Origin of the sequence: Cryobacterium sp. W22_MBD10_FK3, assembly GCF_052113745.1 — a bacterium.
Lineage (GTDB): Bacteria > Actinomycetota > Actinomycetes > Actinomycetales > Microbacteriaceae > Cryobacterium.
The window spans coordinates 39249-64217 of record NZ_JBGQOH010000013.1; the positions used below are offsets into that span (position 1 = coordinate 39249).

24 protein-coding genes and 1 tRNA gene are annotated in these 24969 nt (G+C 68.6%); 13 read left to right on the plus strand and 12 right to left on the minus strand.

Annotation, left to right across the window (positions count from 1 at the left end):
- Positions 1 to 15: 15 nt before the first annotated feature.
- From ACEN2M_RS12740 to ACEN2M_RS12750, 3 genes are all read left to right on the plus strand, one after another.
- Positions 16 to 555 (plus strand): hypothetical protein, encoded by a 540-nt coding sequence (locus tag ACEN2M_RS12740; RefSeq protein WP_441648505.1) that lies wholly within the window; start codon positions 16 to 18, stop codon positions 553 to 555.
- A 191-nt stretch (positions 556 to 746) separates the two neighbouring features.
- A complete protein-coding gene (locus ACEN2M_RS12745) occupies positions 747 to 2060 on the plus strand; it encodes a UDP-glucose dehydrogenase family protein (protein WP_441648506.1) in 1314 nt (437 codons plus the stop codon).
- On the plus strand, positions 2061 to 2837 hold the full coding sequence (locus ACEN2M_RS12750) for an HAD-IIB family hydrolase (protein WP_441648507.1): 777 nt from the start codon (positions 2061 to 2063) through the stop codon (positions 2835 to 2837). It begins immediately after the preceding gene.
- A 289-nt stretch (positions 2838 to 3126) separates the two neighbouring features.
- On the opposite strand, the gene ACEN2M_RS12755 is transcribed toward ACEN2M_RS12750, so the two are convergent.
- A complete protein-coding gene (locus tag ACEN2M_RS12755) occupies positions 3127 to 3276 on the minus strand; it encodes a hypothetical protein (RefSeq protein ID WP_441648508.1) in 150 nt (49 codons plus the stop codon).
- 129 nt (positions 3277 to 3405) lie between these two features.
- Positions 3406 to 3555 carry a hypothetical protein gene (locus ACEN2M_RS12760; RefSeq protein ID WP_441648509.1) on the minus strand — a complete coding sequence of 50 codons (150 nt, stop codon included), beginning with the start codon at positions 3553 to 3555 and terminating at the stop codon, positions 3406 to 3408.
- A gap of 151 nt (positions 3556 to 3706) precedes the next feature.
- On the opposite strand from ACEN2M_RS12760, the gene ACEN2M_RS12765 reads away from it, so the two are divergent.
- Positions 3707 to 4750 carry an LCP family protein gene (locus tag ACEN2M_RS12765; RefSeq protein ID WP_441648510.1) on the plus strand — a complete coding sequence of 348 codons (1044 nt, stop codon included), beginning with the start codon at positions 3707 to 3709 and terminating at the stop codon, positions 4748 to 4750.
- A 63-nt stretch (positions 4751 to 4813) separates the two neighbouring features.
- Here the strand turns inward: ACEN2M_RS12765 and ACEN2M_RS12770 are convergent, their stop codons facing one another.
- On the minus strand, positions 4814 to 5416 hold the full coding sequence (locus tag ACEN2M_RS12770) for a VanZ family protein (RefSeq protein WP_441648511.1): 603 nt from the start codon (positions 5414 to 5416) through the stop codon (positions 4814 to 4816).
- A gap of 134 nt (positions 5417 to 5550) precedes the next feature.
- On the opposite strand from ACEN2M_RS12770, the gene gmd reads away from it, so the two are divergent.
- Together gmd and ACEN2M_RS12780 are read left to right on the plus strand one after the other, a co-directional pair.
- Positions 5551 to 6582, plus strand: coding sequence for a GDP-mannose 4,6-dehydratase (gene gmd / locus ACEN2M_RS12775; protein WP_441648512.1), 1032 nt, complete (start codon positions 5551 to 5553; stop codon positions 6580 to 6582).
- A gap of 2 nt (positions 6583 to 6584) precedes the next feature.
- Positions 6585 to 7580 carry a GDP-L-fucose synthase family protein gene (locus ACEN2M_RS12780; RefSeq protein ID WP_441648513.1) on the plus strand — a complete coding sequence of 332 codons (996 nt, stop codon included), beginning with the start codon at positions 6585 to 6587 and terminating at the stop codon, positions 7578 to 7580.
- Positions 7581 to 7658: 78 nt separating this feature from the next.
- On the opposite strand, the gene ACEN2M_RS12785 is transcribed toward ACEN2M_RS12780, so the two are convergent.
- From ACEN2M_RS12785 to ACEN2M_RS12805, 5 genes are all read right to left on the minus strand, one after another.
- Positions 7659 to 9143: a DHA2 family efflux MFS transporter permease subunit gene (locus tag ACEN2M_RS12785; RefSeq protein ID WP_441648514.1), complete on the minus strand. Its 1485-nt coding sequence runs from the start codon at positions 9141 to 9143 to the stop codon at positions 7659 to 7661.
- 67 nt (positions 9144 to 9210) lie between these two features.
- Positions 9211 to 9284, minus strand: a tRNA-Pro gene (locus tag ACEN2M_RS12790).
- 124 nt (positions 9285 to 9408) lie between these two features.
- The gene (locus ACEN2M_RS12795; protein WP_441648515.1) at positions 9409 to 11952 is read right to left on the minus strand and encodes a transglycosylase domain-containing protein; all 2544 of its coding nucleotides are present in this window, start codon (positions 11950 to 11952) and stop codon (positions 9409 to 9411) included.
- Positions 11953 to 12051: 99 nt separating this feature from the next.
- Positions 12052 to 13020, minus strand: coding sequence for a metallophosphoesterase (locus ACEN2M_RS12800; RefSeq protein ID WP_441648516.1), 969 nt, complete (start codon positions 13018 to 13020; stop codon positions 12052 to 12054).
- Positions 13017 to 15500 carry a transglycosylase domain-containing protein gene (locus tag ACEN2M_RS12805; protein ID WP_441648517.1) on the minus strand — a complete coding sequence of 828 codons (2484 nt, stop codon included), beginning with the start codon at positions 15498 to 15500 and terminating at the stop codon, positions 13017 to 13019. Before ACEN2M_RS12805 ends, ACEN2M_RS12800 begins: the two co-directional genes overlap by 4 nt.
- A 110-nt stretch (positions 15501 to 15610) precedes the next feature.
- Between ACEN2M_RS12805 and ACEN2M_RS12810 the strand changes: the two genes are divergently transcribed.
- Positions 15611 to 15778: a hypothetical protein gene (locus ACEN2M_RS12810; RefSeq protein ID WP_441648518.1), complete on the plus strand. Its 168-nt coding sequence runs from the start codon at positions 15611 to 15613 to the stop codon at positions 15776 to 15778.
- 3 nt (positions 15779 to 15781) lie between these two features.
- Entirely contained in the window at positions 15782 to 16252 is a 471-nt protein-coding gene (locus tag ACEN2M_RS12815) for a RidA family protein (protein WP_441648519.1), read from the plus strand.
- A 97-nt stretch (positions 16253 to 16349) separates the two neighbouring features.
- Here the strand turns inward: ACEN2M_RS12815 and ACEN2M_RS12820 are convergent, their stop codons facing one another.
- Both ACEN2M_RS12820 and acs read right to left on the minus strand, forming a co-directional pair.
- Positions 16350 to 17600: an acyltransferase family protein gene (locus tag ACEN2M_RS12820; protein WP_441648520.1), complete on the minus strand. Its 1251-nt coding sequence runs from the start codon at positions 17598 to 17600 to the stop codon at positions 16350 to 16352.
- Positions 17601 to 17825: 225 nt separating this feature from the next.
- Entirely contained in the window at positions 17826 to 19787 is a 1962-nt protein-coding gene (gene acs, locus ACEN2M_RS12825; RefSeq protein ID WP_441648521.1) for an acetate--CoA ligase, read from the minus strand.
- Positions 19788 to 20567: 780 nt separating this feature from the next.
- On the opposite strand from acs, the gene ACEN2M_RS12830 reads away from it, so the two are divergent.
- On the plus strand, positions 20568 to 21857 hold the full coding sequence (locus ACEN2M_RS12830) for a TadA family conjugal transfer-associated ATPase (RefSeq protein ID WP_441648522.1): 1290 nt from the start codon (positions 20568 to 20570) through the stop codon (positions 21855 to 21857).
- Positions 21858 to 21900: 43 nt separating this feature from the next.
- Positions 21901 to 22926 (plus strand): type II secretion system F family protein, encoded by a 1026-nt coding sequence (locus tag ACEN2M_RS12835; protein ID WP_441648523.1) that lies wholly within the window; start codon positions 21901 to 21903, stop codon positions 22924 to 22926.
- Here ACEN2M_RS12835 and ACEN2M_RS12840 read toward each other — a convergent pair.
- Positions 22921 to 23322 carry a DUF2255 family protein gene (locus tag ACEN2M_RS12840; RefSeq protein ID WP_441648524.1) on the minus strand — a complete coding sequence of 134 codons (402 nt, stop codon included), beginning with the start codon at positions 23320 to 23322 and terminating at the stop codon, positions 22921 to 22923. The two genes, ACEN2M_RS12835 and ACEN2M_RS12840, sit on opposite strands and share 6 nt — an antisense overlap.
- 163 nt (positions 23323 to 23485) lie before the next feature.
- Between ACEN2M_RS12840 and ACEN2M_RS12845 the strand changes: the two genes are divergently transcribed.
- From ACEN2M_RS12845 to ACEN2M_RS12855, 3 genes are read left to right on the plus strand one after another with little or no spacing between them, the layout of a single operon-like run.
- On the plus strand, positions 23486 to 23869 hold the full coding sequence (locus ACEN2M_RS12845) for a DUF4244 domain-containing protein (protein WP_441648525.1): 384 nt from the start codon (positions 23486 to 23488) through the stop codon (positions 23867 to 23869).
- Positions 23850 to 24263, plus strand: a complete 414-nt coding sequence (locus tag ACEN2M_RS12850; RefSeq protein WP_441648526.1) for a TadE family type IV pilus minor pilin — start codon at positions 23850 to 23852, stop codon at positions 24261 to 24263. The genes ACEN2M_RS12845 and ACEN2M_RS12850 overlap by 20 nt, the downstream gene beginning before the upstream one ends.
- On the plus strand, positions 24263 to 24619 hold the full coding sequence (locus tag ACEN2M_RS12855) for an Rv3654c family TadE-like protein (protein WP_441648527.1): 357 nt from the start codon (positions 24263 to 24265) through the stop codon (positions 24617 to 24619). The genes ACEN2M_RS12850 and ACEN2M_RS12855 overlap by 1 nt, the downstream gene beginning before the upstream one ends.
- Positions 24620 to 24677: 58 nt before the next feature.
- On the opposite strand, the gene ACEN2M_RS12860 is transcribed toward ACEN2M_RS12855, so the two are convergent.
- On the minus strand, positions 24678 to 24935 hold the full coding sequence (locus ACEN2M_RS12860) for a hypothetical protein (RefSeq protein ID WP_441648528.1): 258 nt from the start codon (positions 24933 to 24935) through the stop codon (positions 24678 to 24680).
- Positions 24936 to 24969: the final 34 nt, after the last annotated feature.

Sequence of the window (24969 nt, forward strand, 5' to 3'; positions counted from 1 at the left end):
GCAGGGGGTACCACCATGGCAAAAAAGACCTTTGCGGCAATCGCGCTCGCGGTTCTCGCAGTATTCGCAGTTCCGGCCGCAGCTAACGCTGCCGGCTACGTTCCGGAGAGCAACGTTGTTGTCTCCGGCACCGTCGAAGCAGGGGGAACGGTAGCCGTTGCCTTCACCGACGGATCCTTCACCGCTGGCGAGTCGGTCTCCTTCGCCGTCACCGGTTCGGGTACCGCCACTCTCTCCGCTGTTAAGGCTGCCACGGTCTCTCTGACCAAGCAGGCAACGTCCGCTGGCGCTGCAAGCGTCAACGTGACCCTGCCCGCTGACGCAACCGGCACTTACACCACCACCGCCACCGGCCTCACCTCCGGCACCGTTGGAACTGCAGCCATCTCCCTCGCTGCAGCCGACGGTGGCGCTCCGTCCACCGATGGCGACCTCGCCAGCACCGGCTACGACGCACCGATGCTCGCCATCTGGGCTGCCGCTGGAGCATTGCTCCTCGGTATCGCCCTGGTGACCGTGCTGACCGTCGTTCGTCGCCAGCGCGCGAACGCGTAACCTGCACTCCGCCAGGCTAGAGGCACCACCTTCCGACACTGTGTGAGGTAGCTAGCCCAGCACCACAGAAGGCCCCGAACATTGTTCGGGGCCTTCTTTTTTGAGAATTGCCATCCGACGTTCGTCGTCACTCGTTGCCAGTCGGGCACGCAAGATGCTGCCGGTAGGCTCAGTTATATGGGGAAATACGCATGAGAATTTCTGTTATCGGCTGCGGTTACCTCGGTGCCGTGCATGCCTCGGCGATGGCCGAACTCGGCCATGAGGTGGTGGGCATCGACGTGGACGAGGCTAAGATCATGGCCCTCAGCGAAGGGCGCACCCCGTTCTTCGAGCCCGGACTGCCCGAGGTGCTCACTTCGGCCATGGCCTCCGGCCGGCTTCGCTTCAGCACCAACATCGCTGACGCGGCCGGCGCCGAGGTGCACTTCATCGCCGTGGGAACCCCGCAGAAAAAGGGCAGCTACGCCGCCGACCTTCGCTACGTGGACGCGGCCGTGGAAGGGCTTCTGCCGCACCTGAACGCTGGCGACCTTGTCGTAGGTAAAAGTACCGTGCCGGTGGGAACAGCCGCTCGGCTCGCGGCGGTACTCGACGCCTCCGCAATGGGCGCCTCCCTGGCGTGGAATCCCGAGTTTCTGCGCGAAGGCTTTGCAGTACAAGACACCATCGCACCCGACCGCCTGGTCTACGGCGTTCCTGTTGGAGCTGCTGGAGAGCGTGCCGTGGCGCAGCTCAACGAGGTGTACGCCTCCGCCATGGCAACGGACACCCCGCTGGTGGTCACTGACTACGCCACCGCCGAGCTTGTCAAGGTCGCCGCGAACGCATTCCTGGCCACAAAGATCAGCTTCATCAACGCCATGGCCGAGATCGCCGAGGTCTCCGGTGCAGATGTCACCCAGCTCGCTGACGCCATCGGCTACGACTCGCGCATCGGCCGCCGGTTCCTCAACGCCGGCGTGGGCTTCGGCGGCGGTTGCCTGCCCAAGGACATTCGTGCGTTCACCGCCCGCGCCGAGGAGCTCGGTCGCGGCGAATCCGTGGCGTTCCTCAAGGAAGTCGATGCCATCAACCTGCGTCGCCGCCAGCGGGTGGTGGACCTCACCGTGTCCGTGCTCGACCGCCCGGTCTATAACGCCAAGGTCGCCGTGCTCGGCCTGAGCTTCAAGCCGCACTCAGACGACGTTCGTGACTCGCCGGCCCTCGACGTGGCCGTGCAGTTGCACGGACTCGGCGCTCAGGTGGTGGCGTCCGACCCGCAGGCTATCGAGAATTCCCGCGCCCGGCACCCGCAGCTCAACTACTCCACCGACATCGAGTCGACCTTGCGTGGTGCCGACGCTGTGGTGCTCGTCACGGAGTGGCCGGAATTCAAGTCCATCGACCCGGCTTGGGCCGCTGGGCTGGTGAACACGCGCACCATCATCGATGGGCGCAATACGCTTGACTCAGCAGCCTGGCGCGCCGCCGGGTGGACCTACTACGGATTGGGCCGACCCTAAATGGCATTGCACCACCCCCGACTTGTCGCTTTCGACCTCGACGACACCCTGGCACCGTCCAAGTCGCCGGTCGACCCCCGCATGGCAGCGCTGCTCGTGCAGCTGCTGGGCGTGGCGGAGGTTTGCGTGATCTCTGGTGGCCAGTTTGCCCAGTTCACCATGCAGGTCATCGACAACCTCACCGACGTGGACGACGCCACTCTATCCCGGTTGCACCTGATGCCCACCTGCGGCACTCAGTACTACCGGCGCGGTGCGGGGGAGTGGGAGCAGGTTTACGCCGAGAACCTCACCGACGACCAGAAGCAGCGCGCGCTGGCCGCCGTGGAGACCACCGCCCGCGAGCTGGGCTTCTGGGAAAGCGAGACCTGGGGTCCGATCCTCGAGGACCGCGGCTCACAGATCACCTTCTCGGCCCTCGGCCAGGCGGCGCCCGTGGCCGCGAAGACCCAGTGGGACGTGGACGGCGCCAAGAAGACGGCGTTGCGGGAGGCCGTGCAGGCGTTGCTACCCGACCTCGAGGTGCGCAGCGGCGGATCCACATCGGTGGACATCACCCGGCGTGGCATCGACAAGGCCTACGGCATGAACCGGTTGGCCGAGCTCACCGGCATCCCGCTCGACGACATGCTCTTTGTGGGCGACCGGCTCGACGAGAACGGCAACGACTACCCGGTCAAGGCTCTAGGCGTGGACTGTGTAGCCGTGGAGAACTGGGAAGACACCGCCGCGTTCCTCGAAGAGCTCATCCCGACGCTGTCACCCGTCACGCCGTAGGTTTCGCTGGTAGCGGGCTCGTCTCTGGTGATTCCTGCACCAGGTGCTCGTCGATGCGGGCGTACATCGCCGTAAGCGGGGCGGAGACTTCGCGTTCAAACCAGCGACGCAAGCCAAAACGGGTTGACGGCATGGGTACATCCTCTTCGGGGAGCATGTTCGTGCCGCGCCGGCGGGTCCGACGCGCGACCGCCGCGGGGTAAGCGCGGCGATCGCTGTCACGATAGCCCGGAGTCGGCTCCAGGGCGACCCATCGAGGAACCGGACTGGGCGCTGCGGCCGCGGGCGGTCAGATCAGATGCATGGACAGTGCGACGATGACTGCCACGCCGGAAGCGGCCGCGAGGATACCGAAGACGCGCAGGGCGCGCATCTCGGTGCTGTATTGCTTGCGTCGGTACCAGCGGCGAATCCGACGAGTCCTTCGGCGGAGTCCCATGCAGCGAATCTAAACCAGGAGCAGCCGTTTTCTGCGCCCCCAGTTCTGGTGCTGTCACAACGGAGGGCACCCGTTCAGCGCCACGAAAGCACCCCCGTGAGCGGGTGAACCTGCGCCAGCGGCTGCGGGTCAGAATGCCCGCACGGCAACGGCCACGAGAACGGCCACACCGGTGGCGGCGGCGAGGACGCCGAGGATGCGCACCGCGAGCATCCCCTTGCTGTGTTGGCGTCGTCGGTACCAGTGGCGAATCCGACGAGTCCGTCGGCGGATTCCCATGCAGAGAATATAACTGACGCCGGTGTCATTTGTCCCCCGACGAAGAGACCCCCAGTTCGGGTGTGGGCACAAGGGAGGACACTAGCCGGGGCTGAACGCGCGGTCTAGGGTGTGCGCACCGCAACCCCGCCGGTCCGCAGGAGGCAACCCGATGCCCGAAGTGCTGAACGTTCCAACGCGCCATCAAGCCCCACCCCCGCCCGGCCGGCGGGGGTGGCGCATCGTGTTCGTGGTGTTCACCCTGTTCGCGTTGGTCGTGCTTGGCAGCGCCGCGGTCTTCGTGTTCAACCTCTCGCAGAGTTTCGAGTCGGTGGAGAAGATCCCCGACGCGTTCCCGGCCGACGACACGGCCAGGCCGGCGGCGGCGACCGGGGCCGCGGCCACCTCGCTCAATTTTCTGCTGCTCGGCTCCGACAGCCGCGGCTCCAGCACCGGGTCGATCGCCAACCTCAGCGGGCAACGCTCCGACACCATCGTGGTCGTGCACGTGCCGGCCGACCGGCAGAGCCTGTCGGTGATGTCGATTCCGCGCGACAGCTGGCTGGAGGTGCCCGGCTTCGGCGAGGCCAAGATCAACGCGGCGCTGTCGTACGGCGGGGTGCCGCTGGCCGTGCAAACGGTGGAGGGGGTGCTCGGCGCCCGGATCGACCATGTGGCGGTGGTGGACTTCGCCGGGTTCGCGGCGATGACGGATGCGCTCGGCGGGGTGGACATCGACAACCCCATCGCATTCGATTCGTACCACCTGGCCGGCTATGCCTTTCCGCAGGGCATGCAGCACCTGAACGGCACCGAGGCGCTCGCCTTCGCCCGGGAGCGGTACGCCTTCGCCGACGGCGACTTTCAGCGGGTGCGCAACCAGCAGCTGCTGATCAGCGCGCTGCTCAGCGGTCTCATGCACAAGTCGGTGCTCAGCAACCCGGTCACCATGGGCGGGGTGGTCGACGCCGTGCGGCCGCACCTGGCCATCGACGAGGAACTCAGCGCCACTGCCCTGGTGAATCTTGGCGTGGAGCTGCGCGACGTGCGCTCCTCCGACGTAACCTTCTTCACCGTCCCAACCGCCGGCACCGGAACCTCCGCCGACGGGCAGTCGATCGTGAACCTGGACTGGACGGCGCTGCCGGCGCTGCAAGACGCGTACCGCTCCGACACCCTCAACGAGGCCGTGACGCAGCTGCAGGCGGCCGGCTGAGGCCCGCGGGCGCCGCCGGGGCGTCCGACCCGGCGGGATGGTGAGGCCGCGTCGAGGTGCTGGTCAGGCCGGTTGGGCGGGGCGTTCGCCCGCGCGCACGGTCACCGCGGCGAGCAGCGCCAGGGCCAGCAGGGCGCCGAGGAACGCGCCGGCGGTGTTGGCGACCACGTCGGCGAGGGTCGCCACCCGGGCGGGCAGGAACACCAACTGGCTGAGTTCGATGACGCAGCTCGCCGCGAAACCGGCGACCACGGCCAGCCACCAGCGTGCGCTGCCCAACAACACCACACCGAGCAGCCCCACAGGCAGGAACAGCACGACGTTCGCGGCGGACTCGACCAGGGCATAGCTGACCCAGTCGGGCACGCCGTGCGCGTGCAGACGAGCGAGGAGGGCATTGATGGCGCCCTGGGCGGGCCGGTCGACCGGGCTGGGCCATAACGCGATGAGAACCAGGGTGAGCAGGTAGCCGCCGGTGAGCCACCAGGCCGCCCGGCGGAGAGCGGCGTGACGTTGTGCGGCCAGAGCGCTCATCCCACCTTCTTCCCGTAAGACGGTGAACGCCTCGGGCGGGTTGACCACGCTGGAGGCGCCGCCGTCAGCTGACCAAGCCTCCAGACTAGCCAGCACCGGGCGGATGCGGAAGCCGCCGGAGGACGTGCCCACCGCATTCCAGGAAGGAACTCAGTCCGGCGCTGAGTGCGCACCCGAGCCGATAAACTAGCGGTTCAAACACACAAATCTGACAGACCGTGCGCCACCGCTGCCGGCAGGTCTGCCAAGGAAAGTTGGTTAACCTGATGGCGAAGCGCGCGTTTATTACCGGTATCACTGGCCAGGATGGTTCGTATTTGGCTGAGCTTTTGCTCGCTAAGGGCTATGAGGTGCACGGTTTGATCCGTCGCGCGTCGACGTTCAACACGTCGCGCATTGACCACCTGTATGTGGATCCGCACAACCCGGAAGCGAAGCTGTTCCTGCACTACGGCGACCTCTCTGATGGTTCGCGTCTGGTGACGCTCCTCGCGGAGATCCAGCCCGACGAGGTCTACAACCTGGCGGCGCAGTCGCATGTGCGGGTCTCGTTCGATGAGCCGGAGCACACGGGTGACACCACCGGTATGGGTACGATTCGTTTGCTTGAGGCGGTGCGCATGGCGGGTATTCACCCGCGGTTCTACCAGGCGTCGAGCTCGGAGATGTTCGGGGCGACTCCGCCGCCGCAGAACGAGGAGACCCCGTTCTACCCGCGGTCCCCGTATGGTGCCGCGAAGGTCTACTCGTACTGGGTGACGAAGAACTACCGTGAGGCGTACGACATGTTCGCCGTGAACGGGATCTTGTTCAACCACGAGTCTCCGCGTCGTGGTGAGACGTTCGTGACGCGGAAGATCACCCGTGCGGTGGCCGCGATCAAGGCCGGCACGCAGGATCACGTGTACCTGGGCAACCTGGATTCGATTCGGGACTGGGGTTACGCGGCGGAATATGTGGAGGGTATGTGGCGGATGTTGCAGGCCGATGAGCCCGATGACTTCGTGCTCGCCACCGGCGGTAACTTCACCGTGCGTGACTTCGTGGAGACCTCGTTCAGCCATGCCGGGTTGAACTGGGAAGACCACGTGCGTTTCGATGAGCGTTACCTGCGCCCGACCGAGGTTGATGCTCTGGTCGGCGACGCGTCTAAGGCCGAGGACAAGCTGGGTTGGAAGGCTGAGGTTGACACTGCTGAGCTGGCCCGGATCATGGTCGACGCTGACATCGCCGCCCTCGCGCACGCGGGTCGGCCGTGGATCGACGAGGTCAAGCTCACCAGTTGGGGAACGAAGTAACCATGACGGATGTAGCGACGGACACCCGCGACCAGGTCGAGTTCACCCCGGCGGCGTTGGACCGGGATGCCCGGTTCTATGTGGCCGGGCACCGCGGCCTGGTGGGTTCGGCCATTTGGCGGCGTCTGCAGTCGGAGGGCTTCACCGACCTCGTCGGTCGCAGCTCGGCCGAGTTGGATTTGAAAGACCGCGACGCGGTGTTCGCGTTCTTCGCCGAGACCAAGCCCCGGTATGTGGTGTTGGCGGCGGCGAAGGTCGGCGGGATCCTGGCGAATAGCACCTACCCGGTGGATTTCCTCAGCGACAACCTGCGCATTCAGGTGAACGTGCTCGACGCCGCCCTCAAGCACGGGGTGGAACGGTTGTTGTTCCTGGGGTCGTCGTGCATTTACCCGCGTTTGGCGCCGCAGCCGATCCGGGAAGACACGTTGTTGACCGGGCACCTTGAGCCCACTAATGATGCGTATGCGATTGCGAAGATCGCCGGGATTCTGCAGATTCAGGCGATCCGCCGTCAGTACGGCCTGCCGTGGATCTCGGCGATGCCGACGAACCTGTACGGGCCGGGCGATAACTTCTCGCCGAAGGGCTCGCACGTGTTGCCGGCGTTGATCCGCCGGTACGACGAGGCCGCGAAGTCCGGCGCGACGAGTGTCACGAACTGGGGTACCGGCACGCCGCGGCGGGAGTTCCTGCACGTGGACGACATGGCCGAGGCCTGCCTGCACTTGATGGAGCACTACGACGGGCCCGAGCAGGTCAATGTGGGTACCGGCAGTGACGTCACGATCCGGGAGATCGCCGACACCATCGCCCACGTCGTCGGCTTCACCGGGGAGACCCTGTGGGACACCGACAAGCCCGACGGAACCCCGCAGAAACTCCTCGACGTGAGCAAACTCGCCCAGGCAGGGTGGACCGCGCAGATCGGTCTGGAGGACGGTCTTCGCAGTACTGTGCAGTGGTACCGCGACCACGCCGACACCCTGCGCGAATAAGCGCCGGCAGCGGCCACAGCAGACCCCGGAGCCCCAGCGGCTTCGGGGTCAGTTTGTACCGGCTGCGGCGCGCACAGGTCAGCGGCTGCCGTGCGCCTCGACCCGCTTGGGCAGCAGGAAGACCAGCAGCAACGCCACTACGCTGAGCGCGGCACTGACCGCCATGGCCAGGGTGGCGCTGTCGGTGAACCCGGTGGCCAGGGCGTCGGGGCCGGGCCCCGCCACCACCAGGGTGCCGAAGAACACGCTGCCCACCACGGCGATGCCCGCCGCGCTGCCCACGCGCTGCATCACGCCGACAACACCGCTGGCGGCTCCGGCCTCGGACGCGTCGACGGTGGCGACGATGAACGACACGTTCGGGGCGATGAAGGCACCGCTGCCGAGGCCCGCGATGAACAGCGGCGGCAGCAGGATCCAATTGGTGAGGTCGGCCGGGGCGGTGAGCAGCAGCACCAGCCAGACCCAGACCAGGCCGACGGTGACCAGGCCCACACCCAGGATGAGCACGGTGCGGCCCAGCCGCTGGGTGAGCCGGTTGCTCTGCGACGACGCGATGATCGAGCCGATCGCGAACGGGATGGAGACCAGGCCGGATTCCAGCGCGGAGTGGCCGAGGCCGGTCTGCCAGAGGATGGAGATGGTGAAGAAGATGCTGGTGAATGCTGCGAAGTAGACCAGGGCGAGCACCACGCCGCCGCTGAACGCCGGGTGCGAGAACAGGTGCGGCGGCACCAACGGGCTGTCGCCGTGCTTGCTCACGTGTACCTCCCAGGCGCCGAACGCCACGATCAGCAGTACCCCGGCGACGAGCACCAGGTAGGTCCAGAGTGGCCAGCCCTGGTCCTGGCCCTCGATGAGCGGCACCAGCAGGGCCACGAGGCCCGCTGAGAGCAGCAGCAGGCCCACCAGGTCGATGCGGGAGGCCGCGGGGGCTCCGGCCTTGGCGCCGGCTCCAGTGCCCGAGGGCAGCAGGATGGCGGCGGCGATGAGCGCCACCACGCCCACGGGCAGGTTGACCCAGAAGACCAGCCGCCAACCGTGCTCCGCGCCGAACGCCTCGATGATGAGGCCACCCACGATGGGGCCCAGTGCCGTGGATACGCCGATGACCGAACCCATGATGGCGAACGCCTTGCCGCGGAAGCGCGGCGGGAACATCAGCTGGATGACGGCGGTGACCGCGGGCACGAAGATGCCGCCGGCCAGGCCCTGCACCACGCGGGCGATGATCAGCTGAAGATCGTTCTGGGCCAGGCCGCAGGCCAGACTGGCCACGGTGAACAGGGCCAGGCCCGTGAAGAACACCCACTTGTGGCCGATGCGGTCGCCGATCCGGCCGGCGGGGATGAGCGCGAGGCCGAACGCGAGCGCGTACCCGGAGATGATCCACGACAGGGTCGCCTCCGACGCATCCAGGCTGGTCTGGATGCTGGGCAGGGCCACGTTCACGATGGTGGTGTCGAGCAGCGCCATGAACATGCCCGCGAGCAGCACCACCAGGGCTTGCCAGGCGCGGCGGGAGACCGCCGGGGCCGGGGCGGTGCGGGAGGAGTCAGTCATGGCGGGCCTTTCGACGTGCGGAGGAACAGAAAAACCCCCACTCGCAAGGAGTGGGGGTTTATTGCTGTCGGGGTAACAGGATTTGAACCTGCGACCTCGTCGTCCCGAACGACGCGCGCTACCAAGCTGCGCCATACCCCGATGGCCCGAAGGACCTCGACAAGTATAACCCCTGCGCGACACCCGTTCTCGACCAGAGCGCCGAACCCGCCGTTGAACTGGCTAGGCCAATCCGTTGGTCGAGCTCGATCAAGGTGCGCGGCGGTTAGCCGGGCGGCGCGGCGCCGAGCCGGCCGACGACGATGGTGACCGTGCCGCCGGGCGTGGCCGGGGTTCCCGCCGCGGGGCTCATCGCCAGCACCACCCCGTTCTGCGCGGGGTCGGTCACGGCCTGGTCGTTCGTCACGATGCCGAACCCGGCCAGCGTGACCTTGGCTTGGTCGGCTTTCTGCCCCACGGCGTCGGGCAACAGCACCTGCGCGCCGTTGCTGGAGTACACGGTGACGGTGGCGCCGGTGGAGGTGGTGGCGCCGGCGGCCGGATCGCTGCGCGCGACGGTGCCGGCGGGCAGCTCGGAGTCGGTCACGCCGCCGTCGGTGAAGCCGAAGCCGGCAGCCTCGAGGGTGCTGCGCGCGGCATCCACCGATTGGCCGCGCACGTCGGGCACCGTCACCTGCACGCCGCGAATGAGGTTGTTGGCCGCCTCGTCGAACTCGTCGCCGCCGTACTTGGCGTTTGCCACGCCCATGATGTCGGGCCACATGCGGTGCCGGGCGGTGGCCGCCGAGCCGCTGTCGAACCGGAGGCTGCGCTGGTTGTTCTCTTTTCCGGTGACGCTGACCACTCCTACGACGGTGGCGACCTTGCTGCTCGCGCCGCTCATCCAGGTGTCGTTGGAGCCGTCGGTGGTTCCGGTCTTGCCGATCATGTCCACTCGCGGCGACGTGTTGCGGTACGACTCACCGGCCGAGCCCTGGGTCATGACCCGCTCCATGGCGTACGCCATGCCAGCGGCCACCTCGGGCGCCACGGACGCGGTGCAGGTGGAGACCGGTGCGGGGATCTCGACACCGTCGCCGCCGACGATTCGGTCGATCACGATGGGGGAGCAGGTGGTGCCCTTATTGGCGATGCCCGCGAAGGCCACGGCCATGCTCAACGGGGCGATCTCGTTGGTGCCGAGCACCGACGAGGCGCCTTTCTGCAGCGGTTCACCGTCGGCGCGGTGCACCCCGAAGCTCCCGGCGGTGTCCCTGATCTTGCACAGGTCCAGGCGCTTGGCCATGCCCAGGAACCCGGTGTTGATCGAGTCGATCGTCGATTCCAGGGCCGAGTAGTTGCGGCCAGACTCGTTGGAGTCGTTCCGCGGGTTGTAACCGGGGAACGATTGCGGGCCGTCGCAGTAATCCGGGAACTGGCCCCAGTTCGCCTTGCGGGCCGAGTCCACTCGCTCGCCGAGCGGGTGGCCCTCCTTGAGCCATTCGGCCAGGGTGAAGACCTTGTAGGTGGAGCCGGGCTGGAAGCCCAGCGAGCCGCCCTGGTTCAAGTCGGTGTTGTAGTTGATGCCGGTGTACTCCGGGCCGGGAGCGACCTCCAGCTGGGTGTATTTCTTGTTCTGGGCCATCGTGAGAACCCGACCGGTGCCCACCTGCACGCTGGTGGCCACGGCGCCCACGTCCCAGCCGTCGAAGGTCATGGGCACGTTTTCGGCGATGGTCGCCTCGGTCGCCATCTGCAGTTCCATGTCGAGGGTGGTGTAGATCTGGTAACCGCCGCGACGGAAGTTCGTGATGCGGCTGTCTTCGTCGTCGCCGAAGGTGGGGTCGGTCTTGAGCTGGTAGGTGACGTAGTCGCAGAAATACGCGGAGCCGCCGGCGGTCTGACAGCCGGTGCTCGGCTCGGTGATCACGGGCTGGATCGGACTGGCGACTGCGGCGTCGTAGTCGACCTGGTTGATCTTCTTGTGCTTGAGCATCTCGAACAGGATGTAGTCGCGGCGGTCCTTGTTGGCGAGGTAACCGTTGGCGGCGCCGTTGGCTTCGTTCTCGGGCTCATCCAGGCGGAATTTTTCCGGGTTGTTCACGATCGCGATGAGGCTGGCGGCCTGCGGCAGGCTGAGGGTGGCGGCGGTGGCGGAGAAGTAGTACTCGGCTGCGGCTTGGATGCCGTAGACGGTGCCGCCGAAGCCGGTGATGTTGAGGTAGCCCTGCAGGATCTCGTCCTTGGTATAGACCTTCTCCACCCCAATGGCCAACCGCATCTCCTTGAGCTTGCGCTCTTCGGTGGCGTCGGTAGCGCTCTTGAAACAGGCTTTGAGCTTCGCCGGGTCGGGCATGACCTCGCACTTTTGGACCAGCACATTCTTGACGTACTGCTGGGTCACCGATGAACCACCCGAGGTGGGACCGCCGGTGAACTTGGCCAGCGCCGCCCGCATGGTGCCCTGCAGGTCGATGCCGCCGTGCTCCCGAAACCGGGGGTCTTCACCGGCGACGACGGCATCCTGCACGAACTGGTTCATTGCCTCCAGCGGCACCTCAACCCGGTTCTGGTCGTAGAAGGAGGCCAACTCGTAGGGCTGACCATCGGCCTGCACCGCGTAGATGGTGCTCACCTGCGACAGCTCGTCGATCTTCAGGTAGTCCGGGAGGTTCTCGAAGACGTTGATGGTGCTGGTCATCGCCAGACTAGAGACCGCGAGTGCCGGGGTGACCGCCACTGTGATCAGCACGCCGGCAATGGCGCTCATCCCGATGAAGCCGACGAGTCCTCCGACGGCACCGGAAAAAGTTCTTTTGTTATCCCCCATGAACGTGAGCTTATTCGACAAAGCTCGCCTGTCGGCTTGCTGGGGTACCCCAGGAATGGGGGTACGCCGGCGGACGTGGCCCGCCAACCGGGCCGTCTGTTACGCGGCGGTGAGGGTGAGCAGGGTCGCCTCTGGGGGGCAGGCGAACCGCACCGGCGCGTAGATAGAGGTGCCGAGGCCCGCGGACACGTTGAGGTACGCGGTGCGCAGCCCCACGCTCCACAGACTGAGACCCTTCACCTGACGGCGCGGAATGTCGCAGTTGGTGACCAACGCGCCGAGCTTGGGCACGCACACCTGACCGCCGTGGGTGTGCCCGGCCAGGATCAGCTGGGCCCCGTGGTTGACGAAGGAGTTCAGCACCCGCTGGTAGGGCGCGTGCGCCACGCCAATCGTCAGCGCCGAGCGAGGGCCCACCGGTTCTTCGGGGTCGGGCCACGTCTCCTCGGTGAGCGGGTCGTTGCCGCGGAGTTCGTCGATCGCGCCGGTGATCAGGTCGAGCCGGTCACGGCGAATGTGCGGATCGTCCACCCCGAACATCTCCAGGTGGGTCCCGTTGATATTCAACGCCTCGGCGGCGTTGTTGAGGTCGGTCCACCCGAGGTCGGCGAAGACCCGGTGCAGATCGTCGGTGTCGAGCTCCACGTTGCGCACGCGCAGCATCGACGGCCCTCCGAAGTACTTCATCGGGTTCTTCGGCTGCGGGCCGAAAAAGTCGTTCGACCCGTTCACGAAGATGCCCGGGATGCCCTTGAACGGTTCGAGGGCATACTCCACGCCGGAGATTCCGTCTTCGTGACCCAGGTTGTCGCCGGTGTTCACCACCAAGTCGGGCTTGAGCGCGGCGAGGCCGCGCACCCAGTCCTGCTTGTCGCGCTGCCACGGGGCCATGTGCAGGTCGGAGAGGTGCAGCACCCGGATTGGGTCAGCGCCGGGAGCGAGGACCGGCACAGTGACCTCACGCAGGGTGTACCGGCGCCGCTCCACGAGGGAGCCCCAGGCGAAGGCGGCCAGCCCGACCGCCGTCACCGCGATGGCCGAGGCGCCAACGGCGCGCCCGGCGCTCAACCTGCCGCTCCGTTCTGCTTGCCGATGACCACGCTGACGCTGCCACCCGTAGTGACCGGTGTGCCGGCGGCCGGGCTCATCGAGAGCACCTTGTTGTTCTGGTTCGGATCGTTCACGGCCTGGTCCGTGGACACGACGCCGAAGCCGGCCAGGGTGGCCTTGGCCTGGTCGAGGGACTGACCCACCACATCCGGCAACAGCACCTGGGCGCCGTTGCTGGAGTACACGGTGACCGTGGAACCTGGGCCGACCGAGCTTCCGCCGGCCGGATCGGTGCGGGCCACGGTGCCTGCGGGCAGCTCGGAGTCGGTTACGCCGCCGTCGAGGACCTCGAAGCCAGCGCCCTCGAGGGCGCTTCGTGCGTCGTCCATCGACTGGCCGCGCACGTCGGGCACGGTCACCTGGGCGCCCCGGATCACGTTGGTGGACGCCTCAGCGAACTCGTCTCCGCCGTACTTGGCGTTGGCGACGCCCATGATCTCCGGCCACATCCGGTGCCGGGCCGTGGCCGCGGACCCGCTCTCGAACCGGGTGTTGCGCTGGTTGCGGTCACCGGTGACGCTCACGACGCCCACGACGGTGGCGACCTTGGTGCTCGCGCCGCTCATCCAGGTGTCCTTGGCGCCGTCGGTGGTACCGGTCTTGCCGATCATCGGCACGCGGGGGGAGGTGGCGCCGTAGGACTGGCCTGCCGAGCCTTCGGTGAGCACCCGCTTCATGGCGTAGGCCATTCCGGCGGCAACGGACGGTTCAACCGACTCCTTGCACTCGGAGGCGGGCACGGGGATCTCGGTGTCGTCGGGGCCGACGATGCGGTCGATCACCACGGCGGAGCAGGTGGTGCCGCTGTTGGCGATGCCGGCGAAGGCCACGGCCATCGACAGCGGGGCGACCTCGTTGGTGCCGAGCACCGAGGAGGCACCCTTCTCGAGGTCCTTGCCATCGGCGCGGTGCACCCCGAACGACTCGGCGGTGTCGCGGATCTTGCAGAGGTCGAGCTTCTTGGCCATGCCGAGGAAGCCGGTGTTGATGGAGTTGATAGTGGACTGCAGCGCGGTGTAGTTGGTGCCAGCTTCGTTAGCGTCGTTCTTCGGGTTGTAGCCCGGGAAGGACTGCGGTCCGGAGCAGTAGTCCTGGAAGGTGCCCCAGTCAGACTTGCGGGCCGAGTCGACCGACTCGTTGAGCGCGTGACCCTCCTTCAGCCACTCGGCGAGGGTGAAGACCTTGTACGTGGAGCCCGGCTGGAAACCGCCCGAGCCGCCCTGGGCGTAATCGGTGTTGTAGTTGATACCGGAGAACTGGGCGCCGGTGGCCTGCACCTCGGGGTCCTGGCTGTAGACCTTGTTCTGAGCCATCGCGAGCACCCGGCCGGTGCCCACCTGAACACTGGTCGCTACGGCGCCCACGTCCCAACCGTCGTAGGTCTGCGGTACGTTCTCGGCAATGGCGGCCTCGGACGCCACCTGCATGTCCAGGTCGAGGGTGGTGTAGATGTCGTAGCCGCCGCGACGGAAGTTCATCATGCGGGTGTCTTCGTCTTCGCCGAAGGTCGGGTCGCTCTGGAGCACGTGGGTGACGTAGTCGCAGAAGTAGGCGCTGCCGCCGGCGGTCTGGCATCCGGTGCTCGGCTCGGTGATGGTGGGCTCGATCGGCGCGGCCAACGCCGCGTCGTAGTCCTCTTGGGTCACCTTTTTGTACTGCAGCATTTCGCCCAGGATGTAGTCGCGGCGCTCCTTGTTGGCGGCGTAACCGTTGGCGGCACCGTTGGCCTCGTTCTCGGGCCGGTCGAGCCGGAACTTCTCGGGGTTGTTCACGATGGCGATCAGGCTGGCCGACTGCGACAGGTTGAGGTTGGCTGCCGAGGTGTTGAAGTAGTAGCTGGCGGCCGCCTCGATACCGTAGACGCTGCCGCCGAACAGGGTGATGTTGAGGTAGCCCTGCAGAATCTCGGGCTTGCTGTATTCCTTCTCCACTCCGATGGCCAGCCGCATCTCCTTGAGCTTGCGCTCAGGAGAAGTCTCGGTGGCGTCGTCATAGCAGGCGTCCAACTCGTCTTGGTCGGTGAGAACCTCGCACTTCTGCACCAAAACGTTCTTCACGTACTGCTGGGTGATCGAGGATCCACCCTGGGTGCCGCCGCCGGTGACGGTGGAGAGGGCGCCACGCACGGTGCCCTGCAGGTCGACGCCGCCGTGCTCGTAGAAGCGCGGGTCTTCACCGGTGACTGCGGCGTCTTGCACGAACTGGCTCATGCCCTCGAGCGGAACCTCGACCCGGTTCTGGTCGTAGAACGACGCCAGGGCCATCGGGGTGCCGTCGCTCTGCACGGCGTAGATCGTGCTCTTCTGGGCGAGCTCGTCGACCTTGAGGTAGTTGGGCAGGCTCTCGAACACGTTGATCGTGTTGGTGGCCGTCATGCCGGTTACGGCTAGGGCAGGGGTCACGGCGACGGTGACGAGAACACCGGCAACGGCGCTCATCCCAATAAAGCCCAGGAGGCCGCCGAGCGCTCCACTAACCGTACGATTTTTGGCAGACATACAATTGAGCGTAAGGGACAATTCTGAAAAATCGCCTGAATCGGAGCCGCATGACTGCCTGGGAATACCTCACCACCCCGCTGATGATCCACAACACAGCCGCCATCCTCAACAACTGGGGGTCGGAAGGCTGGGAACTCGTGCAGGTCGTCACCGGCCCCGAGGGCGGACTCGTCGCCTACCTCAAGCGCCCGGTCGCCGGCTCCGAAGGAGCCTGACCCGTGTCGCAGATCGAGGCCCGTCTGGCCGAACTGGGCATCGAACTGCCGTCGGTGGTGCCGCCGGTGGCGTCGTACGTGCCCGCCGTCGTGAGCGGATCGCTGGTGTTCACCTCCGGCCAGCTGCCGATGGTGAACGGTGCCATGCCCGCCACGGGCAAGGTCGGTGACGGTGCCGGCCTGGTGTCGGCTGCCGACGCCCAGGGTTATGCCCGACAGTGTGCGCTCAACGCGCTCGCCGCCATCCAGAGCGTGATCGGGTCGCTCGACCGGGTCACCCAGGTGGTGAAGGTCACCGGCTTCGTCGCATCAGCGCCGGACTTCACTGGCCAGCCCGGCGTCGTCAATGGGGCGTCCAACGTGCTCGGCGAGATCTTCGGCACCCTCGGGGTGCACTCCCGCTCCGCCGTGGGTGTGGCCGTGCTGCCGCTGGACTCGCCCGTCGAAGTAGAGCTCATCGTCTCCTTCGCCTAGCCAGCCCCGCGTGCGGGGTCTCCAAGTTTCGACCCGTCGTGGGTCGAGCTTGTCGAGACCCCGCTCCGGGCGCTGGTTCGCGCCGCCGCGCCCCAAGTCACGCCGCGGGCACACCCTCGGGTCGCGGATGCCCGGCCGAGAACGCGGCCCCGACCCGAACGGCCAGGCTCTGCGCCGGCAACTCCACCCAGCGGTACATCAGCTGGGCGAGCACCAGGCTCAGCGGCACCGAGATCAGCGCGCCCAACCACCACCGCTCGGGCCCGGCCAGCTGCCCGAAGGTCACCACGATGGGAAAGTGCACGAGGTACAGGCTGAAGCTGATCCGGCCGAGCCACGCCAGCAGCGCCCCGCCGAGCATCCGCTGCACCGGCGGCCACAGCGCCACGGTCGCCACGATCAGCACCGCGCCCGGCACCCGCAGCGCCAGCGCCACGGAGTTCCACGGTTCGTTCAGCTCAGGTCGCAGCAGCCAGTAGGCGATCAGCAGCACCGGGCCGAGCACGGCGATCGCGGTCCAGACCAGGGTGCCGCCGCGGCGCCGGGCCAGCCGGGCCGAGCGGGCCAACAGTGTGCCGTGGTTGGCGGCGAGCAGGGCGCCCAGCCCGAACGCGGGCAGGTACATCAGCGGCTCGATCGCGAGCAGGTACCCCACGGTGGAGGTGGCCAGCATGAGCGCCACCCAGGCGAGGGTCCACCGGCGGGTGGCCACGGCCAGGATCACGCCGATGGGCAGCAGCAGCGAGAACCACATCTCCCAGGCCAGCGACCAGAGCGGCGGATTGACGTCGGGCCGGCCGGTGTAGCCCACGATGCTGGCCTCGCGCAGCAGGTTGCCGATGCCGAGGCCGGCGTCGCCCTGCTTCGCCATCCAGGCTCCGGCGTTCGCGTCGACGGTTCTGGGCACCAGGGCGATCCAGGCCGCGGCCAGGCCCACCGAGACGATCACCGGTATCGCCAGCCGGATGATGCGGCGCGGGTAGTAGGCCAGCCAGTCGTAGCCGGGGGCCGGGGCGGGGTGCCCGGCCGAGGCCGAGGGGGGAGCCTCGGCGGCGGCCCGGGCATCCGGTCGGGTCCACGGCCAGCGCCGCAGCGGGGTGAGCACGAGCACGAATCCGCTGAGCACGAAGAACACCAGCACGAACTCCGGGCCGGCGAAGAGAATCTTCAGCGGCGAGAGCGTGGCCCACCAGCCCGCCGAGAAGACGGCCACGTTCGCACTCGACGAGTACGCGGCCGAGATGGCCGGGGCGGTCATGGAGACGTGGTGCACGAGCACGATCACGGCGGCGACCCCGCGCAGGGCGTCGAGCCCGCCCATCCGGGTGCGGGAGTTATCGCGAGACATTCGGCTTACCGTAGGGGCCCTTCGTGAACGTTTGCTCCACGCGCCGCGCCGTCGCCGCCGCTGCGCCTGCTCCGTGCCTCGCCGCCGTCTTCGCCGCCTCTGCCGAGAAACTGTTGCCCATGCGGACATTTGCACCCGGTACGCCGGGTGCACATGTCCGATCGGGCAACAGTTGCGCCCGGCGGCCCGGCGCCGCGCCCAGCCGCACCCCGGGCGCCGCGCCGGCTAGCGCATGCTGTCGGTGATGATCTGCATGATCGAGGTGTCGGCCAGGGTGGTGGTGTCGCCGATCTCGCGGCCCTCGGCCACATCGCGCAGCAGCCGCCGCATGATCTTGCCCGAGCGGGTCTTGGGCAGTTCGTTCACGATGTGGATCTCCCGCGGCCGGGCGATCGCACCGATCTGCAACGTCACGTGTGCACGCAGCACGGCGCTGATGTCGGCGTGCGAGGTCGCATCCGTCTGGCTGTACTTGATGATCACGAACGCCACCACGGCCTGCCCGGTGGTCTCGTCGTGCGCGCCCACCACCGCGGCCTCGGCCACCGCCGGGTGCGCCACCAGCGACGACTCGATCTCGGCCGTGGACAACCGGTGCCCGGACACATTCATCACGTCGTCCACCCGGCCGAGCAGCCAGATGTCGCCGTCGCGGTCGAGCCGGGCGCCGTCGCCGGCGAAGTAGAGCGGGCCGTTCGGGGCATCCTGGAACTTGTCCCAGTACGTCTCGATGAACCGGTCCGGGTCGCCCCAGATGCCGCGCAGCATCGACGGCCACGGTTCGGTCGCCACGAGCAGACCGCCGTTGCCGTGCCCCACGTGGTGGCCGTCCTCGCCGAGCACGTCCATCGAGATGCCGGGGATGGCCACCTGCGCCGAACCGGGTTTCGCGGTGGTGAGGCCGGGCAAGGCCGAGACCATGATCGCGCCGGTCTCGGTCTGCCACCAGGTGTCCACCACCGGGGTGACGTGGTTGCCGATCACCTCGCGATACCACATCCACGCCTCAGGGTTGATCGGTTCGCCCACGGAGCCGAGCAGGCGCAGGCTGGTCAGGTCAAATTTCTGCGGTTCCTGCCGCCCGATCTTCATGAACGTGCGGATGGCGGTGGGCGCCGTGTAGAGGATGCTCACGTGGTACTTCTCGATGATCTCCCACCAGCGACCGGGGTGCGGGGTGTCGGGGGTGCCCTCGTAGAGCACCTGGGTGGCGCCGTTGGCCAGCGGCCCGTAGACCACGTAGCTGTGGCCGGTGATCCAGCCCACGTCGGCGGTGCACCAGTACACGTCGGTCTCGGGCTTGAGGTCGAAGACGTTCTTGTGCGTGAAGGCGGTCTGGGTGAGGTAGCCGCCGCTGGTGTGCAGAATCCCCTTGGGCTTGCCGGTGGTGCCCGAGGTGTAGAGGATGAACAGCGGGTTCTCGGCCGGGAACGGCTGCGCCTCGTGCTCACCGGATACCGCGGCGAGCTCCTCGTGCCACCAGCGGTCGCGGTCGTTCCACTCCACGTCGCCGCCGGTGCGTTCCACCACCAGCACGGTGCGCACCGACGAGTCGCCGCTGGCCAGGGCCGCGTCCACCGCGGGCTTGAGCGGCGTGGCCCGGCCCTTGCGGTAGCCGCCGTCGGAGGTGATGACCACCACGGCTTCGGCATCGTCGATGCGGGAGCGCAGGCTCTCGGCGCTGAACCCGCCGAAGATCACCGAGTGCACGGCGCCGATGCGGGCCACGGCGAGCATCGCCACGACGGCCTCGGGAATCATCGGCAGGTAGATGGCCACCCGGTCGCCGGCCTGCACGCCGAGGCCCAGGAGCACGTTCGCGGCGCGTTTGACCTCGTCGGTGAGCTCTGCATAGGTGATGGCCCGGGAATCGCCCGGCTCGCCTTCCCAGTAGAGCGCCACCCTGTCGCCGTTGCCGGCGAGCACGTGCCGGTCCAGGCAGTTGTACGCCACGTTGAGTTCGCCGTCATCGAACCACTTAGCGAACGGCGGGTTCGTCCAGTCCAGCGTGCGGGTGAACGGTTTGTGCCAGTGCAGCAGGTCGCGGGCCTGATCGGCCCAGAAGCCCAGCCGATCGGCGGCGGCATCCGTGTACAGCGCCTCGGTGGCCACCGAAGTCGCGGCGAACTCGGGGGTGGGCGGGAATCGGCGGGATTCGTGGAGAAGATGGTCGATTTGCACGCTCATGATGGTTCGCTCCTTTGCGAGTTCAGGCAGTGTCGGGGCGCCGCGGCGCCGTTCCTGAACCCTACACGGCAGATGGGGCCCCTCCGAGGGCAATTCCGGGCGGAAGAATCACCGATTTTCTGCCCGGGATACATTCGAAAAATGCTTCTCACGGGGGCTTCTCATCGTGTCCTCATTTATGAGGACACGGGGGACTTGCGCATCTGGTTTTCCCAAGTATGCTTGTCCATGTCTGAACGAAAGTTTTGACCTGTGGTGTGTTGGTTCCCCCCAATCAACGCACTGCCGAGGCGGCACCTGTTCCCCCCAATAGGTGCCGCCCCCCTTCTTTTAACAGCACGCTCCGCGCCTCTCAACGGCGCACCCGTGTTTCCCCCGCCCGGCTCTCGCGCCCCCCATGCGATCCGGGCACCTGCGTGACCAGCTGTACCGCATCATCGCTGTATCGGCCCCCTCCAGGCAGAACTGTTGCCCGGCCGGACAACTGCGCCCTGTACGCCAGGCGCAGTCGTCCGTCCGGGCAACAGTTGTCTCCGCCCCCGCTCGTGGCGTGCGTGCGTGCGTGCGTGCGTGCATGCGTGCCACGGCCCGCGAGAGCGGACTTGTGGCTGCCTCACCGCGCTGAGGTGACCGTTCGACCGCTTTCGCGTCGGGGGCGGGCGAGCATCCCTGGGGCGAAGGCGCTGCTGCCGCTCCTCCACAGGTAGCTGTATTCCAGGCCACCGCACGACAGCGGATGCCGCCCCGCGCTCGCCGCTCCGCCGCCGCTAGCGTGCTCGAATGCCAGAGCCCTTCGTCGCCGTGCCCTCAGTCCGCAGGCCCAGCCCGCTCGCCGTGGGCGCCGACCCGCACGCGCCCGGGGGCGACCCGCCGCGCCCCGCCGGCACCGCCACGTCGCACCCCGACCGCGCCACCACCGCGCACCCCGACCGCGCCACCACCGCGCACCCCGACCGCGCCACCACCGCGCACCCCGACCGCGCCACCACCCCTCACCCCGACCGCGGCACCGCCCCGCAGCCCGACCATCCCGACCACACCGCCCCCTACCCGCCCGCCGATCCGGGTCCAGCCCGCTATCGGCCAAACACCGAGGCAGACCTAGCGCCCGCTCCACCCGGAGCCGCCCGCACCGACCTGTCCGTGCTCGGCCCGCTCGGCCGGTTCGCCCGCGACCCCGACGTCACCGACCTTTTCGTGAACGGTGCGGCCGGGCTCTGGCTGGATGCCGGTGCCGGTCTGGTGTCTGCGCCGGAGTGGCGCAGCGACGAGCGCGGCATCCGCGACCTGGCGGTGCGGCTGATCGCGCTCGGCGGCCGGCACATCGACGAAGCCAGCCCCTGCGTCGATGTGCGGCTGGCCGACGGCATCCGGGTGCACGCCGTGCTGCCGCCGGTCTCGAGCACGGGCACGCTGCTGTCGATTCGGCTGCCGCGGGCCCAGCGGCTCAGCCTCGACGCCCTCGCCGCCGCCGGACTGTTCGGCCAGGGCGAGGGCGCGGCCGCCCAGCTCGCCGGGTTGCGTGCGGCGGTGCTCGACCGGCAGAACCTGCTCGTGACCGGCGCCGCCGGCAGCGGCAAGACCACCCTGCTCGCCGCGCTGCTGGGCGAGGCGCCCGCCGCCGAACGCATCGTGGTCATCGAGGATGTCGCCGAGTTGCGGGTCGACCACCCGCACGTGGTGGGCCTGGAATCCCGCCAGGCCAACCTCGAGGGGGCCGGCCGCATCGGCCTGGACAGCCTGCTGCGCGAAGCCCTGCGGATGCGTCCAGACCGGCTGGTGCTCGGCGAGTGCCGGGGCGTGGAGATCCGCGAGCTGCTGGCCGCGCTGAACACCGGGCATGACGGCGGCGCCGGCACCCTGCACGCCAACTCGCTGGCCGACGTGCCCGCCCGACTCGAGGCGCTCGGCGCCCTCGCCGGCATGAGTCCCGCCGCGGTGGCCCGGCAGACCGTGAGCGCGATCGGGCTGGTGCTGCACCTCGAACGCCGCGGCGGGCAGCGACGCCTGGCGCAGGTGGGCCGGTTCACCCTGGATGCCGCCGACCGGCTGGCGACGGTGTCCGCATGAGCCGCCGCCGGCCCGCGCCGCCGCGTTCGCACAGGGCCGCCGCATGAGCCGCCGCCGGCCCGCACCGCCGCCCGCAATCGAAGAGGTGGCCCGCATCGCCGAGCGGCTGGCGGTGCTGCTGTCGGCGGGGGTGTCGCCGGTGTCGGCCTGGGACTACCTGGTGCCCGCGGAAGCCGGCGCTGACGCCCGGCCCGAACGGGGCCACCGCGCACGCCGGCCGCGGGGCGTCGCATCCGGAACCGACCAGAGCACCCGGCTGCTGCTACTGGCCGCCGCGCGCGCCGCGCACGCCGGCGACAGCGTCGCCGATGCCATCGCCGAAGCCGCCCCAGCCACCGGGCAGCTCGGCGACGCCTGGCGGGCGCTCGCCGCGGCGTGGGACGTCGCCACCCAGGCCGGGGCGCCGCTGTCCGGGTGCCTGCGTGACCTGGCCGGCGCCTTCCGCGATCTGGGTCAGCTGCACCGTGACCTCACGGTGGCGATCACCGGGCCCCGGGCCACGGCGCGGATGGTGCTGGTGCTGCCCCTGGTGGCCCTGCTGTTCGGGGCCCTGCTTGGCTTCAACACCCTGCACACGCTGCTCTTCACCGGGCCGGGCTTGGCCTGCCTCGCAGCCGGCTCCTTGCTGATGCTGGCGGCCGCCCGCTGGAACCGGCGCCTGGTCGACGCAGCGCTGGTGCAGGGCGCAGCGCCCGGCCTCGAACTCGACCTCACCGCCATCGGCATGGCCGGCGGCGGCTCGCTCGACCGGGCCCGCGACACGGCCCGGCGCAGCGCCGAACGGTACGGTCTGCGCCCGCCGGGCTCGGCATCCACCCCCGCCGACGCCGTCATCGACCGGGTGCTCGACCTGTCGGCGCGGGCCGGGGTGCCCGCCGGGCAACTGCTGCGCAGCGAGGCCGATCAGGCCAGGCGGGACGCCCGCAGCGCCGGCCACCAACGCGCCGAAACCCTCGCGGTCACCCTGATGCTCCCCTTGGGGGTGTGCGTGCTGCCGGCCTTCATGCTTGTGGGCGTGGCCCCGCTACTGCTCAGCGTGCTCACCGCCACCCTCGGTGGTATCTCATGACGAGGTCGCCGAAGCGGCGGGCGTGATGCGCAAGGTGTGCTGGTGGGTGGTCGGATCGGTCATGCCGAAGCTGCCGCCGTACTTCTGCACGTAGGCGGTATCGATCTCCGCGTGCACGGGGTCGGCCTGGTCGAGGTGCGAGAAGATCGCCGGCCACGCCTGGCCGTCGATGCGCACGATGCCACCCCGGGCCTCCCGGGCCCGGGGAAACCACTTGCTCACCCCGCCGTACCCCGCTCCCGACCGCACGTACACGTCGGCACCGACTCGCACCATCCACACGGTGACGAACGAGCGGATGCTGCCGTCCGGGCGCCGGGAGGCCAGCTGCAACTCGGGTGCGCGATCGACGAGTCCGAGCTCGTCGGGTGACCACGGTCTGGGTGTGTCGCTCATCCGGGTGCCTCCTCCTCGTCGCGGCTGCCCTCCTCCACAGTCTGTCGCTTCGACCGACTGTGCACCGCCGGCCCGCCGCCGTCTATGCGGCCGGGGCCGGCGGGGCAGGCTGGCTGCACTCGAGCCGCTTGCACCGCGTCTTGCACGCGAAAGGAGATCCACCATGACCACGCTCACCAGCCCATCCGTCCCGTCGACCGAGCAGAACTCGCGAACCGAGCCGAACACCTCAACCGAGCCGAACACCGCAACCGAGGCGGCAACCTCAACCGAGGCGGTAACCGCCCCTGCCGCGGCGCCGTCGCGGCACCACCCCAGCGCGGCAACCGGCATCCGCCACGGACTCGTGCGCACCCGCACGGTGCGGTCCAACACGGTGCGCGCCCTCCGCCGCCTGCGAGACGACCGCGGCGCGGCCACCGCCGAGTACATCGTGGCCACCATGGCGGCGGTCGGTTTCGCCGGCCTGCTCATCGTCATCCTGCGCGGCGACGAGGTGCGCAGCATCCTCACCGAACTGGTGCGCAATGCACTCACCGTGGGCTGAGCGCCCCGGCGCATTGCCTCCCGAGGGTCCCGCGGGCCGTAAGCACCGCGACCGGGGCAGTGTCACCGCCGAATTCGCCGCCGCGCTTCCCGCCGTGCTCGTGGTGCTGGCCTGTTGTCTGGGCGCCGTGCAGGTGGTGGGCCAACAGGTGCGGATGACGGATGCCGCCGCCGACGTGGCCCGGCTGCTGGCCCGCGGCGACAACGCGGCCCCGGCGTCGGGGCTGCTGACCGCGGTGGGCCCCGGCACGGTGCTGACGCCGGAGCGGCAGGGCGAGTTCTACTGTGCCCGGCTCAGCGCCCCGAGCGCCTTCGCCCCGTTCGCCGCCGCGGGCCTCACGCTGGGTGCGCGGTCTTGCGCCCTCGGCAGCGTTCTGCCGGAGGCCGGGCCGTGATGCGCCGCTGGGCACGGAGCGGGGCGACCCGTGACCGGGGTTCCGGTTCGATCCTGGCTGTCGCGATCCTCGGCGCGTTGTTCGCGGTGACCGCCGTGCTCGTTCCGGTCCTGGCGCTGCTGCCGGCCAAACAGTTGGTGCAGGGCGCTGCGGATGCGGCGGCGCTCGCCGCGGCCGACACCGCCTCCGGCCTGATGCCGGGGGTGCCCTGCGAGATGGCTGCGCGGGCCGCGGAACTGAACGCGGCCCGCATGACCGGGTGCACGGTGCGCGGGCTCATCGCCACCGTGAGCGTGGCCGGTTCCGCGGGCATCTTCCCGATCGGTTCCCGGGCGCGGGCCGGGCCGGCGCCATAGCTTCAGATCTCAGGCGACCGTCGAGTCGAGTGAGCAGTCACCGCGCCCTTCCCACCGACTAGGTCGTGGACGGAGCGTCGAAGAGCGCCTCGAGGTAGCGGTAGTCCACGGCAGACGGTTGGTCGGGATGCTCGGTGGAGTCGAATTCGAGGCCGGCGGCGCGGGCATAGAGGTAGCGCTTGCCGCGCGAGTCGGCCGGGATTTCGATCCGCGGTCGGGGATCCCCGGACTCGAGGAACTCGGTGGTGACGGTTTTTCCTTCGAGGGGGCCGTCCGTCAGTTTCGCGGTGTACGTGCCCTGCGCTGCAGTAACCATGTCTCTATTGTGCGTCCGCGCCCCGAAGTGGCAA